The organism is Sulfoacidibacillus ferrooxidans (assembly GCF_022606465.1).
Taxonomy (GTDB): Bacteria; Bacillota; Bacilli; order Alicyclobacillales; family SLC66; genus Sulfoacidibacillus; species Sulfoacidibacillus ferrooxidans.
The window spans coordinates 61,608-78,109 of the sequence record NZ_JALBUF010000002.1 but is presented as its reverse complement, the minus strand read 5'-3'; the positions used below and the strand labels follow the sequence as shown (position 1 = coordinate 78,109).

The window sequence follows — 16,502 nt, the reverse complement described above, 5'->3', positions numbered from 1 at the left end:
TGCTTTCCTACATCATGAGTTATGCGGCACAACCCACATGTATTGCAATGGATCCACTAGGTTAGGATTAATATAGAAGCCCTTCACCCACGGCTGGACAGCTGCATCGTAAACTGGATAAACGAGCGGAATCCACGGCGCCTGCGACATAATGATATTTTGTGCTTGCTTATACACATTATCGCGAGCTGTTCCTGCTGGCATAAGCGCTCCTTGATTCAATAACGCGTCAACTTGTTGATTACTATAATCGGTCGAGTCGTTTACTGGAATCTGATTCGTATTAAAGAGCGTATTTAAAAAGTCGGACGGATCCGGAAAATCTTCAATCCAAGCTAACGTAAACATGTTTTGTTTCCCTGTTTCGTTATTCGTTAAAAAAGTATTCCAAGATGTTTGATTAACCTGTGCATGTACGCCAATTTGTGAAAACATCTGTTGAATCGCTTCAGCCGTCTTAAGATCGGACGGATTGCTATTATCCGTATAAATAGTAGTGTTAAAACCATTGGGATAGCCCGCTTTTGCTAGCAATTGCTTCGCAAGTGTTGGATTATACGTATACTGATCTTGTGCGGGTAACGTCGGCTCATACCCAGATGGCATACTCGGTGGAATGATCTGATTGGCCGGAAGCGCAAGCCCATCCAAAATACGCACAAGCACTTGTTTATTCACTGCGTCTTCTAATGCCCGTCGGACAGCGACATGCTTCGTAGGACCAGATACACAATTCAATCCCAAATAATTAATAGATACCTCAGTCTTTTTTACAATATCCCCACTATAGGTAGGATTATTGGATAACGGGAGGTAGTCTTCTGATGGAATGCCTCCTTGGTTCCAAGAGATCAGCCCCGTTTGTCCTTGTTCAAAATGAAACAAAACGGCACTTGGAGAATTGTTAATATTAAATACAATTTTATTTAAATAAGGAATCCCTTTAACAAAGTAGTTAGGATTTTTCGTTAGAACATAATCCTTGCCGGGAGTATAAGAGGCAAGTTCAAAAGGCCCTGTTCCCATCGGATGCAAATCAATATACGATTCTGGATGTGCAGCTATATAGGATGGATCGACAGCCGAGAAAAAGGGCATCGCCATAACATACAAAAACGTTGCACTAGGATGCTGCAGTGTAATCTGCAACGTATTACTATTTAAAGCCTGTAAACCAGAAACCGAGTTTGCTTTACCCGCAACATACGCAGCTGATCCTTTGATAATGGGATCAATAAAACCTTGTCCGCCTGACTGCATGTTGTTGTTAAGTACACGTTCAAATTCGGTAATGAAACTTTGCGCTGTAACAGGATCACCATTCCAAAACTTTGCTTGCTTAATATTAAATGTATAGACTTTTCCACCGTCAGAAATAGTGTATGTTGCCAGATCAGGGACAATATTATTTGTCGCTCCTTGATAGGTAACAAGTTGATTAAAAAATTGTAATACAGCTTCATAAGAAGTTGTATCATACGCTTTTGCCGGATCAAGGTGCGGAAACTGACTGGATAAATCCATCTGCAAAGTGCCACCATACACTGGCTGTGTGCTATTTGTTGCTGTATCGCTACCCGACTGCGATGGAGTCGCAGTCTGCGTTCCACACCCAGCTAATGCTGTTCCAATCATAGCAACGGAAGCCACTACACCAAGTAAACGTAATTTATTGCGCTTCATTCTTTGTCCTCCTTTTATTTTACATACAGAATTCCGATATGTGAGAACAAAGATATGATCTCTTTGTTAACCTGTAATCTTAAGGAAATAATGTAATGTTATCGTAATGTAAATCTATTATTATAATATATTTTTTCGTATACATAGTCAAGTCAGAAAATAAAATAAAAAAAGTAAGGTGTATGGTTCACTTATCATGAACCATACACCTTACCCACCAAAAAACGTAATCTATACTATTAATACGTAATTCGCGGATCTACAATACCATACAAGACATCAACTAATAAGTTAAACAAGACAACAAACAGCGCGGCGAATAGGACTGTCCCCATAATAACAGGAACATCGAGGTTATTGATGGCTTGTACGGTCAGCTGTCCAATCCCTGAATATCCAAATACATCTTCAATAACCACCACACCGCCAAACAAACTGGCAATATCAATGCCACCGTACGTCATCACAGGAATAATTGCATTACGCAATGCATGACCAAAAATCACGCGATTTGGACTCGCACCTTTAGCTCTTGCAGTACGTATATAGTCAGAACTCATGACATCAATCATAGAAGATTTTAGCAAACGAGCATAATAAGCAGCACCTGTTATAGCGTAAGTAAGCGCTGGTAATATAACAAAGTTAAATCCACCAGTTCCACCTACAGGTAACCATCCAAGTTTAAATCCAACCCAATACATCAATTCAAGTCCAACAAAAAAGACTGGCAATGAGATCCCAACAAGTGCAAGTATACTAACGACATGATCAACGGCTTTTCGGTCATATAAAGCGGAAATAATACCTATCGGAATACCAATGAGTAATTCTGCAATCCAAGCTGTGACCGCAAGTTGAGCTGTTGCCCCTGCCCGTTGACTAATCAACGTTGTCACTGGTTGGTCAAGCACATAAGAAGTACCTAAATTACCCTGCAATAGATTCCCCATATAATGAACATATCTTACGGGTAATGGTTCATTGAGTCCTAATTGTTTCTCCACTTGAAGTACAAGTGCTTCCGATGCGTGAGGCCCGACAATCGCACGAGCGGGATTCGCAGGCACAAGATATGCAAGCGAGAAAGTAATGATCGAAATCCCAATCAAAACGACGATTGAGCCACCGATGCGACGAATAATATAAGCAATCACATAGGCACCTCCTACTCAAGATTCGTTTGGCTTGAGCTCTCACTCAAGCCAAACGGTTCACAGTTTAACATCTACTTACCTTAGTGCTTTGCAATCCAGATATATTGCAAGGGATCCATTAAGTTTGGATTCACATAGAATCCTTTCACCCAAGGTTGTACTGCTGCGGCATACACAGGGTTAACCAGTGGAATCCATGGAGCTTGTGACATGATGATGTTTTGTGCCTGCTTGTACACATTGTCTCGTGCCGTACCTGCTGGCATGATCGATCCCTGATTGAGCAATGCATCGACTTGCTTATTGCTGTAGTTTGTCGAATCATTGACAGGAATTTGATTGGTATTGAACAGCGTGTTTAAAAAGTCTGATGGATCTGGGAAATCTTCGAGCCATGCCAAGGTGAACATGTTCTGCTTACCTGTCTCATTACTAGCCAAGAAGGTATTCCACGAAGATTGATTGATCGTTGCATTGACGCCCACTTGTGAAAACATCTGCTGCACAGCTTCAGCCATTTTCAGATCGGTTGGGCTACTATTATCTGTATAGATCGTGGTATTGAATCCTTTTGGATACCCTGCCTTAGCAAGCAACTTCTTTGCAAGTGCTGGGTTATACGAATAACTCGCATTTGCAGGTAAATTTTGCTCATAACCAGAAGGCATGCTAGGTGGAATGATCTGATTGGCTGGGACAGCCAACCCGTCTAATATACGAACAATGACTTGTTTGTTGACTGCGTACTCAAGAGCGCGACGCACAGCCACGTTTTGTGTAGGACCAACAGCACAGTTTAGACCAAAGTAATCTGTTGCCACTTCCGTTTGCTTCACAATATCGCTTGCATACGTCGGATTATTGATAAGTGGCAAGTAATCTTCCGTTGGAATACCACCCTGATTCCAAGAAATCATACCCGTTTGACCTTGCTCAAAATGGAAAAGTACAGCACTTGGTGAGTTATTAATATTAAATACAATTTTATTCAGGTAAGGAATGCCTTTAACAAAGTAATTTGGGTTCTTTGTTAAAACATAATCTTTACCTGGGGTATATGAAGCTAATTCAAAGGGTCCGGTTCCCATCGGATGAGTATCAATATAGGACTCAGAATGAGCCGCAATGTACGTTGGATCAACGGCTGAGAAAAATGGCATGGCTAGCACGTACAAAAATGTAGCACTTGGATGCATCAGTGTAATTTGCAATGTACTGCTGTTAATTGCCTTCAAACCTGAGACATTTGTAGCTTTACCAGCCACATATGCTGCTGATCCCTGAATGAGCGGATCAACAAATCCTTGTCCACCAGACTGCATACTATTACTTAACACACGTTGAAACTCTGTAATGAAACTTTGCGCCGTAACTGGGTCACCATTCCAAAATTTAGCGTTCTTAATGGAAAAAGTATATACTTTCCCACCATCTGATACGGTATAAGAGGCTAAATCAGGAACAATCGTATTCGTTGCCCCTTGATATGTCACAAGCGTATTATAAAACTGTTCAACAGCCTCTTCGGAGGTTGTATCATACGCTTTGGCCGGATCAAGGTGCGGGAATTGACTTAACAGATCGAGTGTTAACGTCCCCCCATACACTGGCTGCGTACTACCGCCACTTGCTGTTGTGTTACCTTGTTGCGAAGTCGTTGCGGACTGTGTGCCGCATCCTGCAAGCGCAGTACCGAGCATTGCCATCGAAGCAATGACTCCCACCATGCGCATTTTACTGACATTCATCTGTGTACCCCCTTAATGACTAAACCAGATTACCTTTACTCTTCCCAGAGCAATGTAATCTAAATACAAACTCTCCAACACCTTGTCCACTTCTGTTTCTCTATTTAGCGAACTCGGCGTGGATTGAATAGCTCTCGTAAACCATCCCCTAGCAGATTAAAGCCTAGCACTGAAAATAGCAAGGCAAGCCCAGGATAATAGAGTAGCCATGGTGCATATTCAAATACTTGTTGACCCTCAGCTAACATACTTCCCCAACTAGGAGTAGGGGGCTGTACACCAATGCCAAGAAAACTCAAAGTCGATTCTAGCAACATATTATTCCCAATTGCAAGCGTCGTAAGGACAATCACAGGCGCCATAATGTTAGGCAATATAATTCTAAACAAGATACGAAATTGCCGACTACCCAGCGCACGAGCTGCCTGAACATACTCAAACTCCTTGACTGCCAACACCTGTGCGCGCACAATCCGCGCAGTACTTGCCCAACCGAGCACACCTATCGCAATAAAGATATTACTCACAGAAGGCGTTAAAACTGCGACAAGTGCTACGACAAAAAGGATAAAAGGGAAGGCTAACATAATGTCTGTTATGCGCATAATCACGCTATCGATCCATTTACCGTAATAGCCAGATATAATACCGAGTGACGTACCGATAAATAAGCTAATCAAGCTAGCAAATACACCGACTTCAAGCGAAATGCGCGCACCAAATAATAACCGACTATAAACATCTCGCCCAAGATCATCAGTACCCATGATAAACGTATGATTAGGGGCAAGGGGTGCACCATCTGCAGCCAGGCCATTGGCAAATTGAAAATCTGGATTAAACGGGGCCAATTTCCCTGCAAAGAGTGCGACGAAAATTAATATAAGCACCATCAAGCCACCTACAAACACAAGCGGATACGCTTTTAGTACACGCACAAATTTACTCTGCGCCTTCCGTTGCGGATGAGCTAGTGTCTGAGTAAGTTTTGTTGATGGGGGTGTTATTGCTTGTGACATATCGCACCTCCGTTCGATTAATTATATAAATGACAGGCAACGAATCGGTTGGGTTCGACCTCTTTCCACTCTGGGGCAGTTGTTTTACAAATCGCCATGCAATCTTTGCACCGCGGGTGAAAGTAACAACCACTTGGTGGATTCGAAGGACTTGGTAAATCTCCTTGTAAGATAATGCGTTCGCGTTTAATCTCTGGGTCAGGAATTGGAACAGCAGAAAGTAATGCCTGCGTATAGGGATGTAGCGGCTTTTCATACAGTTCTTCAGCTGGTCCTAGCTCAACTAACTTACCAAGATACATCACGCCAATTCGATCGCTGATATGTTTAACAACACTTAGATCATGAGCGATAAAAACATATGCTATGCCATATTCGTTTTGCAAATCATTCATGAGGTTCAATACCTGTGATTGAACAGATACATCGAGTGCAGATACAGGTTCATCTGCAATAATGAGTTTGGGACTGACCGCAAGCGCCCGCGCAATACCGATGCGCTGCCTCTGTCCACCAGAAAATTCATGCGGGTAACGATTCATGCGACTACCCGAAAGACCAACTGTCTCTAACAAATCGATGACTTTCTTTTTACGCTCTGCAGCTCCTCCGTGAAGTCCGTGAATAATCATGGGTTCTTCAAGAATTTGTCGCACCGTATATCTAGGATTAAGTGATGCGTAGGGATCCTGAAATACGATCTGCATTTCTTTGCGCATCTTGCGCATCTCTGTTTGACCTAATTTACGAATATCTTTTCCATCAAAAATAACTTCGCCACCAGTGGGTTCAATCAAGCGTAAAATACTTCTACCTGTCGTAGACTTCCCACATCCACTTTCACCTACAAGTCCAAATGTTTCCCCTGCTTTTACATCAAAACTGACTCCGTCAACAGCTCGTACATTTCCCTTTGTGAGGCGCATAACACCCTTTTTTATGGGAAAGTATTTCTCCAATCCACGAACTTGCAACAATGCATCACTCATACGACTCTCCCCTTTTCTTCCACGAGCCAACAACGTGCATCGTGATTATTGGAGACAGATAACAAAGAAGGTTCCTCTGTGACACAGCGCTGCGTGGCGTGCGGACAGCGTGATGCAAATCGACAACCAGCGGGCATGAGCTCTAGACTTGGAACATTTCCTGGAATAGACGACAAGCGTTCTTGTCTACCTTCAAGGCGTGGAATAGAACTCAATAAACCGATTGTATAAGGGTGTGAAGGATTGCGGAAAATATCCTTAACATTCCCCTGTTCAACAACTTTTCCTGCATACATGACAACTACGCGATCGCACATCTCCGCGACGACACCAAGATCATGCGTAATCAGCAAAATCCCCATATCTAGTTCTGATTTCAGCTTGCGCATCAAATCTAAGATCTGAGCCTGTATCGTTACATCAAGTGCAGTAGTGGGCTCGTCCGCAATTAACAGTTGCGGATTACAAGCCATCGCAATCGCAATCATAACCCGTTGACGCATACCACCTGACAATCGATGTGGATATTCTTCAACAATCTCTTCTGCTCTTGGGATTCCCACTAAATTGAGCAGTTCAACCGCCTTTTCACGGGCTTTAGCTTTGCTGTAGTTTTTGTGAATGCGAAGCGATTCACCAATCTGTCTTCCAATCTTGTGAACGGGATTTAACGAGGTCATAGGCTCTTGAAAGATCATCGCAATGTCATTCCCGCGAACCTTGCGCATGTCACCATCTTTCAAACCGACCAGTTCCTTGTCACTAAATCTGATCGACCCCGCCTCAATCTTTCCGTTTGCCGTCAGTAATTGCATAATGGACAGCGACGTAACACTTTTACCGCACCCAGACTCACCTACAATACCTAGTGTCTCACCTTTATTAACGGTAAAACTCACATCTTCAATTGCAGGCAAAAATCCATTGGCCGTTTTGAAGCTCGTCGTAATCCCCGAGACTTCTAGTAATGTCGACATGTGATCACCTCGATTTCGTCATTCAGACTAACAAATTCAATAGCAAGTTGCAATAATTCGAGACTCAAAATAAATTCTTTTCATAAACTGAGCGTATAAGAATTCTTTCATCCATTCTGTAATTCACATGTTATCACATTTAAGTGATTCATTCTCTATCAATATTAGCCACATTAAGAAATTACACACAAAAGCCAGACCAGTTAACGATCGGTCTGGCTTCTACGAAAAAACAGGTACATATAACTCACTACCGTTCCTCAAAATATCTTCGTTGTAACTCATGTAAAATAGCGTCCAAAGAAATCTCTTGCTCACGCAACATCACAAGAAGATGATAAATCAAATCAGCAACTTCATATTGTACTTCGGAAGCATCGCGATTTTTTGCACCGATAATGACTTCCGCAGTTTCTTCTCCCACTTTTTTAAGTATTTTATCAATGCCCTTTGTAAATAAGTACGTCGTATATGATCCTTCTGGCATAGTTTTTGCTCGCTGAGCGACACGTTGCTCTAAAAGTTGCAAAATATCAGTAGGTCGTTGTCCGCGATCCCCCGTCGTCAACCATGGTGTTTGTTCTCGTTCCAAGTCTTCCTTTCCAATAAAACAGGAAACTTCCCCCGTATGGCAAGCCGGACCTGCAGGCACCACTTGAAAAAGCAGTGTATCTTCATCGCAATCGTAAAAAGCGGAGCGAATGGATTGAGTATTCCCGGATTTTGCACCTTTATGCCAAAGCTTCTTTCGGGATCGACTATAAAAGCAAGTCTCACCTGTCGATAAAGAGATTTTCAACGATTCACGATTCATATATGCAAGCATCAAAACCTGTCCAGTCTGCACATCTTGAATAATCGCCGGAATTAAGCCATGTTCATCAAAACGTAAGATTGAATCATCTATCTGTGCATCAAGAACCAACTGACTCACGCACAACAACTCCTCTTTTTCGTAATTCCCGTTTTACTTCGCCAATTGATGTTTCCTTAAAATGAAAAACACTTGCAGCTAAAGCTGCATCCGCTTCACCTTGCGTCAATACATCGTAAAAGTGTTCTGATGTACCCGCCCCACCAGAAGCAATAACTGGGATGGAGACAGTCGATGCCACTTGTTTTGTCACCCTTACATCATATCCATTACGCTTCCCATCCTGATCAAAACTCGTTAGGAGGATTTCCCCTGCACCATATCGTTCAACTTCCTTCGCCCACGAGAGAACCGTCTTTCCCGTATGAATGCGTCCCCCACCAATCACCACTTCATAGTCCTGTAACTCTACTGACCACTTGGCATCAATCGCCACGACCGCACACTGCGACCCAAAACGACGTGCGACTTCTAAAATCAGTGAAGGATCTCTTACAGCTGCAGAATTGAGTGAAACCTTATCGGCTCCTGCGAGAAGTACTTCTCGCACTTCATCCACATGTTTGATCCCACCACCTACAGTCAGAGGAATAAACACCTGTGATGCCGTTTGACGGATGATATCCAATAAGATTCCCCGTTGTTCATGTGTAGCCGTAATATCCAAAAGCACCAGCTCATCTGCACCTTGCGCGTCATACTGTGCTGCAAGTGCAACTGGATCCCCAGCATCTCTTTTATTTGCAAAAAATGATTCGTGTTTTACAACGCGACCCCGATCCACATCAAAACATGGAATAATACGCTTTGCTAACACAAGTTACACCTCTTTCATACGCGCATGAGCGAGTACATCTACTAGTGACAACCTGCCTTCATAGAGTGCTTTACCAAGTACAACACCAAAAAGACCCTCAGATTGTTTTTCTACAATCGCATCAATATCTCCCAGATCCTTTACCCCACCTGATACAATGACTTTGAGACCAGTCTGCTGCGCTAATGTAAGCGCACCTAGCTGATTGATTCCAGACATCATACCATCCCTTGAAATATCAGTATAAATGCACTCTTGTAAACCAAATCCTTTTAACACGCGTCCAAACTCTTCTGATCGTATCTGTTCTCGATAAGTCCACCCAGAACTGGCTACATAGCCTTCTTTACTATCAATCCCTACAATGACACGATCGCCATATAAATGAATCATTTCTTGTGCAAAATCTAGATTGCGGACAGCTGCCGTTCCCAATACACAACGCCAAACTCCCGCATCATACCATCGTTCAAGATCTTCTTTCGAGCGAATTCCACCACCTATTTCTACCTTTAAATAGGTGGTCGACATGATGCGCGAAACAAGTGAGTACGTCGCGCGATCAAAAACTCCAGAGCGCGCAGCACCCAGATCAACGATATGAAGATGAGTCGCTCCCGCCGCCTCATATGATTTGGCAGCGTCAAGCGGATCACCATACTCTTCTTTACGTTCATAATCACCTTGCAGTAACCGCACGGCTGCACCCTCAAATAAGTCGATGGCCGGTAATACAATCATGCTCTTCCCCCCTTTCACCCCGATCGATAAACGCAATAAAGTTACTCAATAGTTGTAGACCGACAGTCGAGCTTTTTTCAGGATGAAATTGCATACCAATCACTTGATCCTGTACGACAATAGCAGGAATCTCTTGATAGTAATCTACACTAGCTACGACTACCTGTTGATGATCCGGAATTGCATAATAACTGTGTACAAAATATACAGAATCACCCATTTTTATATCCTTTACGAGCGGATGTTCACGACTCTTTTCTAACTGATTCCATCCTACGTGTGGGATTTTATGCGTACCTTGCATCCGTTTGATACTACCAGAGATGAGCCCAAGTCCTGCGTGCTCCCCATGCTCTTCGCTCGTATCAAATAACATTTGCATGCCAAGGCAAATCCCAAGTAACGGTTTCCCCTCTGCAGCATATTGTTTTATCGGGGTAATCAACTCGCGAACACGCAACTGATTCATTGCATCACCAAAAGCTCCAACACCGGGGAGAACCACTCCATCTGCCCGTAATAGAACAGAAGCGTCATCCGTGGCAATAACATCTACCCCTAAATGAGTAAAGGCCTGACCCACACTCCTTAAGTTCCCCACCCCATAATCAACAATGGCAATCATATCGACAACCCCTTACTACACCGTTCGCAAACGCGAAACCATATGATCTACTTCCGTAGAACGCAGTTGATAACTCCTCCGATTGGCCACGAGACGAGCAGACACTTCGGCTACTTGCGCCAATACTACCAGACCATTGTCACGCAATGTTCGTCCTGTCTCTACTAGATCAACAATACAGTCAGCTAATCCAATTAACGGTGCGAGTTCCACGCTACCTTGCAGTGAAATGACTTCAATTTGCTTTCCCAACTTACGAAAATATTCTGTCGCGTAGCGTGGATACTTTGTTGCTACTCTAGATACATTGGAAAGGTCTGTATGTTCTGGACCTGCCACAACCAATCGGCACATCCCAAACCCTAGATCTAATAACTCATACACATCGGCAGACTTCTCGTATAACACATCTTTCCCCACAATGCCCAAGTCAGCCGCTCCATGCTCTACATACGTCGGTACATCGACAGGTTTTGCTAGTAAATATCGAATGTTTTGCTCCTCGTCAGCCACCACTAAGCGCCGTGTATCTTCAACATCTGCTGGTAGTTCTAATCCACCTAAACGCAACTTTAATGCTGTGTCTACCAAAATGCGCCCTTTAGCTAAGGCAATCGTGATCACCGTGTCTACCTCCTATCACTAGACCCTACACCACAAGACAGGTAATACTCCCACATCTGTTTAAGCAGTCTATCTTTTGTTTTCAATTGTCCCGCTTCATCAAATTCGCCGAAACATCTCGCATTTGCTCTTCCACATGTTACATCGATGTCATCGTTACACTCTGCACGCGATGTAGCCACTGCATATCCGCGCAAACGCAGATAATCTGCAAACGCAAAAGTCTGTTTACGATGTTCAGTCAAATAACACAAGTGAATTTGCATGGCTTCTTCCACTACATGAGAGGTCACCTTGAGTAAACGTTCAATATGTGTAACACATCCAGTTGCAGGTGCCTTTCGTCCAAATTGCTCTAATAACCCATCATAGCGACCACCAAAACAAATGGGTGCTCCTAATGCTTCTGCATATCCTTCAATGACAATGCCTGTATAGTATTCGTGATTGAGATATAACCCTAGATCCACTTGAGTGACATCTGCAACCCCATGTGCTTCTAGCACAGCAAATAATTCTTCCCACTCATCACACGCCTGTTTTGCTCGCTCATCAAGTGCTAGCTCTCTAGCAATGGCAATGGCTTCAATGCCACCCCGAATACGGGGAAACTCTTTTAAGCGAGACAACCACTCACTATTCAATCCTACTTCTCCGTCTAAAATCTGCTCATAATGCACCAAGTCACGTGCTACCAAAGCTTTTCGCAACGCCACTTGCAACCCCTCACTAAGTGGCGCAAGCATCGCTCGAAGGTATCCCATATGCCCGATAGCAAACCGAAAGTGTTCAATGCCAAGACTCCGCAATGCAGTCGCCATAAGTGCGATGACCTCTGCATCTGCATCCGGACTCGCATCCCCAATCAATTCCACTCCAGCCTGCGTCATCTCTACCGGTTCGTGTAATCGTCCATCATCTGCCTGATACGTTTTGGCTGTATAGGCAATTCGGATAGGGTAGTTCATGTCAGAAAGGTCTGTAGCAACAACGCGTGCAACGGGAGTAGTCATTTCAGGACGTAAAGCCATCGTTCTTCCACTGCGATCAAACATACGGTACAGTTGTTCTTCATGACCGTGTAACCCTCGCGCTATCGTCTCTACATACTCGATCATCGGCGTTTCGAGCATCTCATATCCGAAGCTTTGAAATACAGCAATCATCTCTTGTTCAATCCATCGTTTTTTATGCAGTGATTCTCCATATAGATCAATAGTTCCAGTTGGACGTTCGAGATACGTCGGATTCATCGCACAATCTCCGTTTCGTTGCTTTAGTTCGCTAATGAGCTAAAGCATTTCATGTCAGTATCCTATCACCCTAGTGATGCCGTGTCAATCATCATGTTCTACCATACTCGACATCAACTTCTCCGATAATTCCCTTGCAGCATGATAACCCATACGCTTTAATCTCTGGTTCATGGCAGCAACTTCAATAATAATAGCCAAGTTTCTCCCCGGTCGAACAGGTACTGTTAAGCACGTTAATTCAAAATCGAGTATTTTTCGCTTTTCTTCATCCAACCCAAGGCGATCATAAGAACGATCATCTTGCCATGCCTCAAGTTCAATCATCATTTCAATTCGCTTATGTGTGCGAATAGCACCTGCTCCAAATAGCGTCATGGCATTGAGTACACCTAATCCTCGGATTTCTAATAAATGTTGTAATAATGGTGGTGCTGTTCCCACTAATGTATCTTCAGAAATTTTCCGAATCTCGACTGCATCATCCGCAACCATTCGATGTCCACGCTTTAAAAGTTCTAATGCAGTTTCACTTTTACCAATTCCACTTGCTCCAACCATTAATATCCCTATCCCATAAACATCAACCAATACCCCATGCACAAGTGTTTCTGGTGCGAGTCGCAAATCCAAAAAAGTGGTTAATTGTGCAATAAACCTTGGTGTAGATAGTACCGTATGTAAAAGTGGGACATTGGCCTTAGCTGCAACTGCCATTAGATTTTGCGTCACAGGAAGATCGCGCGTTACTACTACACAGGGGAGATTTTCATATGAAAACACGCGCAACAAGCGATCGTGTGCTTCCTCATCTGAAAGTGATGCGAGATAAGCCATTTCCGATTGTCCTATGACTTGAACGCGTTCCGATGGAAAATACTTTAAAAATCCAGTTAAAGCAAGTCCAGGACGATTAATCTCCATCGTCCCCACCCTTCGTTCTAAACCACCCCCATCCGTAATGACAGTTAACGCTAATTCGTCACACAATTCAGCTACAGTAACATACTTTTCCATACTCATCTCTCCTCATACATCAATTCATAGGTCGTTTATACTCCCTTAGATAAGGAAAAAGAGAGGATGCCCACATACGGGTACCATCCTCTCATCACGCTTCATAAAAAGCGTACTCACTTTTGCCTCTCACAGATCTTCTTCGATCCATTAAAAGAGGTTGTTCAAAAAGGGGTCAGAACTCCCCGGCACATTGCAGCGTCAGCGCCAAGAACGCTCCCTCACGTACCCAAAACATACGCTCAGTCCACATTCTTGGCTTGCTTCCTTGCACTGCGCGGGTCTTACCTGCCCCCTTTTTGAACAGGCTCTAAAAGATAGCAAGTTCACTCTCTTTATCAAACAGATGAATTTTATCCATATCAATAGCCATTTTCATCTGAGTACCTACTTGCACATCCCCGCGAGCAACAATTCTCGCGTTGACCATCTGACCACTGATATCAAAGAGTAAATACATCTCAGATCCCATGTGCTCCACTACATCTACTGTTGCCTCAAAAATACCACCAGGAAACGTTTCAATATACATAGGTTCATCATGCACATGTTCTGGGCGAATGCCAAATACAACTTCTTTACCGATCATTCCCTCATTGCGAATACGGTCATGCTTACCTTGTGGAATGACAAGAGAGATCCCTGGAGCCACAAATCGGATCGTATCTCCCTCTTGTTCTATGCGCCCTGATATAAAGTTCATCGAAGGTGATCCAATAAATCCAGCCACAAATAAGTTGCGTGGATGACTGTATATCTCTTGTGGAGTCGCTACTTGTTGAATAAATCCATCTTTCATGACAACAATGCGATCACCCATCGTCATAGCTTCCGTTTGATCATGCGTAACATAGATAAATGTAGTCTGTAAACGCTTATGCAATTTACTAATCTCAGAGCGCATCTGTACGCGTAATTTAGCATCCAGATTCGAAAGCGGTTCATCCATCAAAAAAGCTTTAGGTTCACGAACAATAGCCCGTCCTAGCGCCACCCGTTGTCTTTGACCACCTGATAATGCTTTAGGTTTACGATCTAATAAATGAGCAATATCAAGAATCTGAGCTGCTTCACGTACGCGTTTATCAATTTCTGGCTTGGGAAAGTGCCTTAGCTTTAAACCAAACGCCATATTTTGATAGACAGACATATGCGGATACAGTGCATAGTTTTGAAAAACCATTGCAATATCACGATCTTTTGGCGCTACATCATTCATCTTTTTGCCATCAATCGTAAGTTCCCCATCGGAGATTTCCTCTAAACCTGCAATCATGCGTAGAGTCGTGGATTTCCCGCAACCAGAAGGCCCAACCAATACAATAAACTCTTTATCCGCAATATCTAAATTAAAGTCAGTTACAGCCACTACATTACCTTGGTATCGCTTATAAATGTGAGATAGAATCACTTCGGCCAAAAAAATATGCCCCTTTCACAATCAACTCTTGTTGTACATGTCTCCTACAGTATAGCTTGCCCTGAATGGATCATACTATATGGCAACGTACACAAAGATTACGGATCAGATTTGGATAGATCGTTCTATACATATGTAGTTACATCTTTCATTTTATAATCGATTAAGTAACAAGGCACTCCAGACTGTCATCGCATCATCAAACCGTCGAATATCATATCCTGTCAGTTCTCGAATCCGTTCAATGCGGTACAGCAAGCTATTGCGATGCAGGTACAGTCGCCGCGCTGTCTCACTCATATTTAAATCGCACTGGATAAAGATGGTCACTGTCTGCTCCAGCTCATTACCAAGTGCAGTTATTGCAGCCACAGGTAACACATGATCTGCATATGCTTGCCGCAAATTTGGCTTAATCGAATAGAGCAACTCATAAATACCCAATCCCCGCATCGATAATACGCGTTGATCAGGAATAAACCGCTCAGCAGTTAAGATCAAGTACAGCATGCGTTTTGCTGTGCGCAACAGTTCAGGGAAACTTTTTATCGGCTCACTCCAAACGACTCTACCTTCAATAAACGATTCGGAAAGTAATCCATCTACAAGAGCGTACGCCGTTTCCTCCCCTACGATCATACCATTGTCCCCTCGCTCTTTGTTAGATAAAGGGAAAATACCCGCGATGAGTGACTGATCGATGACAACATACGGACTCTCCTCGGGACCCTGTCCAAGCGATTCCAATGTTTTTCTAATTTCACTGCTCACTTCCTGCACTGAGCTGTTTTTAGGGCGTACAGATATCAAAAAAACAGGCCATGACCATGGAACAGTCATGTTTTCAATATCATCTTCGATGCGAATGGCACTCGCAAACGCTTCTGGCGTTTCATGTAGGGCATCAGTTAATCTAGTTTCCCATCGCATATGGCCAGCCTCTTCTTCTCCGCGAAAATGGAGAAGGATAAGGCGCAAAAGTTGCCATTCTGTTGTATTGAGTAGATCTCGAGTTACATACGCATAACGCAATCTCTCATACCCATCGTCCATTAGAAACCACACATGATCATCGATCATGATACCTGCTCTGACTTCCTTTTCAGGCACAGCTACAACGTCCGCAGGGACTTCTTCAACAAATTGCATGCGCTCTAGAAACGCCTCGATCACTTGCCGATGATAGCGCAGCCTATCCACCCCGTTTCTAACTTTCATTAACCAATCCGATCCCCCACATGCGTTATCCGCTCAGGAGTCAATAAGACTACGCTTCCTTCTTCCCCCACTGCTCCAAGAACTAACACCTCAGAGACAAATCCTCCAATTTTACGAGGAGGAAGATTGGTGACGGCTACAATTTGCATACCCACTAGATCTTGTGGTTGATATAGAACAGTAAGTTGAGCTGAGCTCCACTTGATCCCAAGTGAACCGAAGTCAATTTCCAGCTGAAAGGCAGGCTTTTTAGCCGTTGGATGCACTCTAGCAGATAGAATGGTACCCACTCGAATATCAAGCATTGAAAAATCTTCTATGCTCGCCAAATCAATCGCCC

At 43.4% G+C, this 16,502-nt stretch carries 16 protein-coding genes; all 16 read right to left on the bottom strand.

What is annotated here, in order from left to right; all coding sequences use genetic code 11:
- Positions 1 to 12: 12 nt before the first annotated feature.
- The 16 genes from MM817_RS05025 to MM817_RS04950 all read right to left on the bottom strand — a co-directional run bounded on the left by MM817_RS05025 (position 13) and on the right by MM817_RS04950 (position 16,491).
- Positions 13 to 1,683, bottom strand: coding sequence for an ABC transporter substrate-binding protein (locus tag MM817_RS05025; RefSeq protein ID WP_241712355.1), 1,671 nt, complete (start codon positions 1,681 to 1,683; stop codon positions 13 to 15).
- Between the two features lie 239 nt (positions 1,684 to 1,922).
- The gene (locus MM817_RS05020; RefSeq protein ID WP_241712354.1) at positions 1,923 to 2,840 is read right to left on the bottom strand and encodes an ABC transporter permease; all 918 of its coding nucleotides are present in this window, start codon (positions 2,838 to 2,840) and stop codon (positions 1,923 to 1,925) included.
- Positions 2,841 to 2,920: 80 nt separating this feature from the next.
- Positions 2,921 to 4,588, bottom strand: a complete 1,668-nt coding sequence (locus MM817_RS05015; RefSeq protein ID WP_241712353.1) for an ABC transporter substrate-binding protein — start codon at positions 4,586 to 4,588, stop codon at positions 2,921 to 2,923.
- A gap of 104 nt (positions 4,589 to 4,692) precedes the next feature.
- Positions 4,693 to 5,607 (bottom strand): ABC transporter permease, encoded by a 915-nt coding sequence (locus MM817_RS05010; RefSeq protein ID WP_241712352.1) that lies wholly within the window; start codon positions 5,605 to 5,607, stop codon positions 4,693 to 4,695.
- 17 nt (positions 5,608 to 5,624) lie between these two features.
- Entirely contained in the window at positions 5,625 to 6,596 is a 972-nt protein-coding gene (locus tag MM817_RS05005; protein WP_241712351.1) for an ABC transporter ATP-binding protein, read from the bottom strand.
- Complete coding sequence (locus tag MM817_RS05000) at positions 6,593 to 7,573, bottom strand: ABC transporter ATP-binding protein (RefSeq protein ID WP_241712350.1); 981 nt, start codon at positions 7,571 to 7,573, stop codon at positions 6,593 to 6,595. Before MM817_RS05000 ends, MM817_RS05005 begins: the two co-directional genes overlap by 4 nt.
- Before the next feature lie 250 nt (positions 7,574 to 7,823).
- Positions 7,824 to 8,507 (bottom strand): bifunctional phosphoribosyl-AMP cyclohydrolase/phosphoribosyl-ATP diphosphatase HisIE, encoded by a 684-nt coding sequence (gene hisIE / locus MM817_RS04995; RefSeq protein ID WP_419723371.1) that lies wholly within the window; start codon positions 8,505 to 8,507, stop codon positions 7,824 to 7,826.
- Positions 8,488 to 9,264: an imidazole glycerol phosphate synthase subunit HisF gene (gene hisF, locus MM817_RS04990; protein ID WP_241712349.1), complete on the bottom strand. Its 777-nt coding sequence runs from the start codon at positions 9,262 to 9,264 to the stop codon at positions 8,488 to 8,490. The genes hisIE and hisF overlap by 20 nt, the downstream gene beginning before the upstream one ends.
- A gap of 3 nt (positions 9,265 to 9,267) precedes the next feature.
- The gene (locus tag MM817_RS04985; RefSeq protein WP_241712348.1) at positions 9,268 to 10,005 is read right to left on the bottom strand and encodes a 1-(5-phosphoribosyl)-5-[(5-phosphoribosylamino)methylideneamino]imidazole-4-carboxamide isomerase; all 738 of its coding nucleotides are present in this window, start codon (positions 10,003 to 10,005) and stop codon (positions 9,268 to 9,270) included.
- Positions 9,974 to 10,630: an imidazole glycerol phosphate synthase subunit HisH gene (hisH, locus tag MM817_RS04980; protein WP_241712347.1), complete on the bottom strand. Its 657-nt coding sequence runs from the start codon at positions 10,628 to 10,630 to the stop codon at positions 9,974 to 9,976. The genes MM817_RS04985 and hisH overlap by 32 nt, the downstream gene beginning before the upstream one ends.
- A 15-nt stretch (positions 10,631 to 10,645) precedes the next feature.
- The gene (hisG, locus tag MM817_RS04975; RefSeq protein ID WP_241712346.1) at positions 10,646 to 11,254 is read right to left on the bottom strand and encodes an ATP phosphoribosyltransferase; all 609 of its coding nucleotides are present in this window, start codon (positions 11,252 to 11,254) and stop codon (positions 10,646 to 10,648) included.
- Positions 11,255 to 11,259: 5 nt separating this feature from the next.
- Positions 11,260 to 12,507, bottom strand: coding sequence for an ATP phosphoribosyltransferase regulatory subunit (gene hisZ, locus MM817_RS04970; RefSeq protein ID WP_241712345.1), 1,248 nt, complete (start codon positions 12,505 to 12,507; stop codon positions 11,260 to 11,262).
- An 84-nt stretch (positions 12,508 to 12,591) separates the two neighbouring features.
- Positions 12,592 to 13,524: an HPr(Ser) kinase/phosphatase gene (hprK, locus tag MM817_RS04965; RefSeq protein WP_241712344.1), complete on the bottom strand. Its 933-nt coding sequence runs from the start codon at positions 13,522 to 13,524 to the stop codon at positions 12,592 to 12,594.
- A gap of 310 nt (positions 13,525 to 13,834) precedes the next feature.
- Complete coding sequence (locus tag MM817_RS04960) at positions 13,835 to 14,944, bottom strand: ABC transporter ATP-binding protein (protein WP_241712343.1); 1,110 nt, start codon at positions 14,942 to 14,944, stop codon at positions 13,835 to 13,837.
- 153 nt (positions 14,945 to 15,097) lie between these two features.
- Positions 15,098 to 16,162 (bottom strand): PucR family transcriptional regulator, encoded by a 1,065-nt coding sequence (locus tag MM817_RS04955; protein ID WP_241712342.1) that lies wholly within the window; start codon positions 16,160 to 16,162, stop codon positions 15,098 to 15,100.
- The gene (locus MM817_RS04950) at positions 16,162 to 16,491 is read right to left on the bottom strand and encodes a tRNA-binding protein (RefSeq protein ID WP_241712341.1); all 330 of its coding nucleotides are present in this window, start codon (positions 16,489 to 16,491) and stop codon (positions 16,162 to 16,164) included. The genes MM817_RS04955 and MM817_RS04950 overlap by 1 nt, the downstream gene beginning before the upstream one ends.
- Between the last annotated feature and the right edge of the window lie 11 nt (positions 16,492 to 16,502).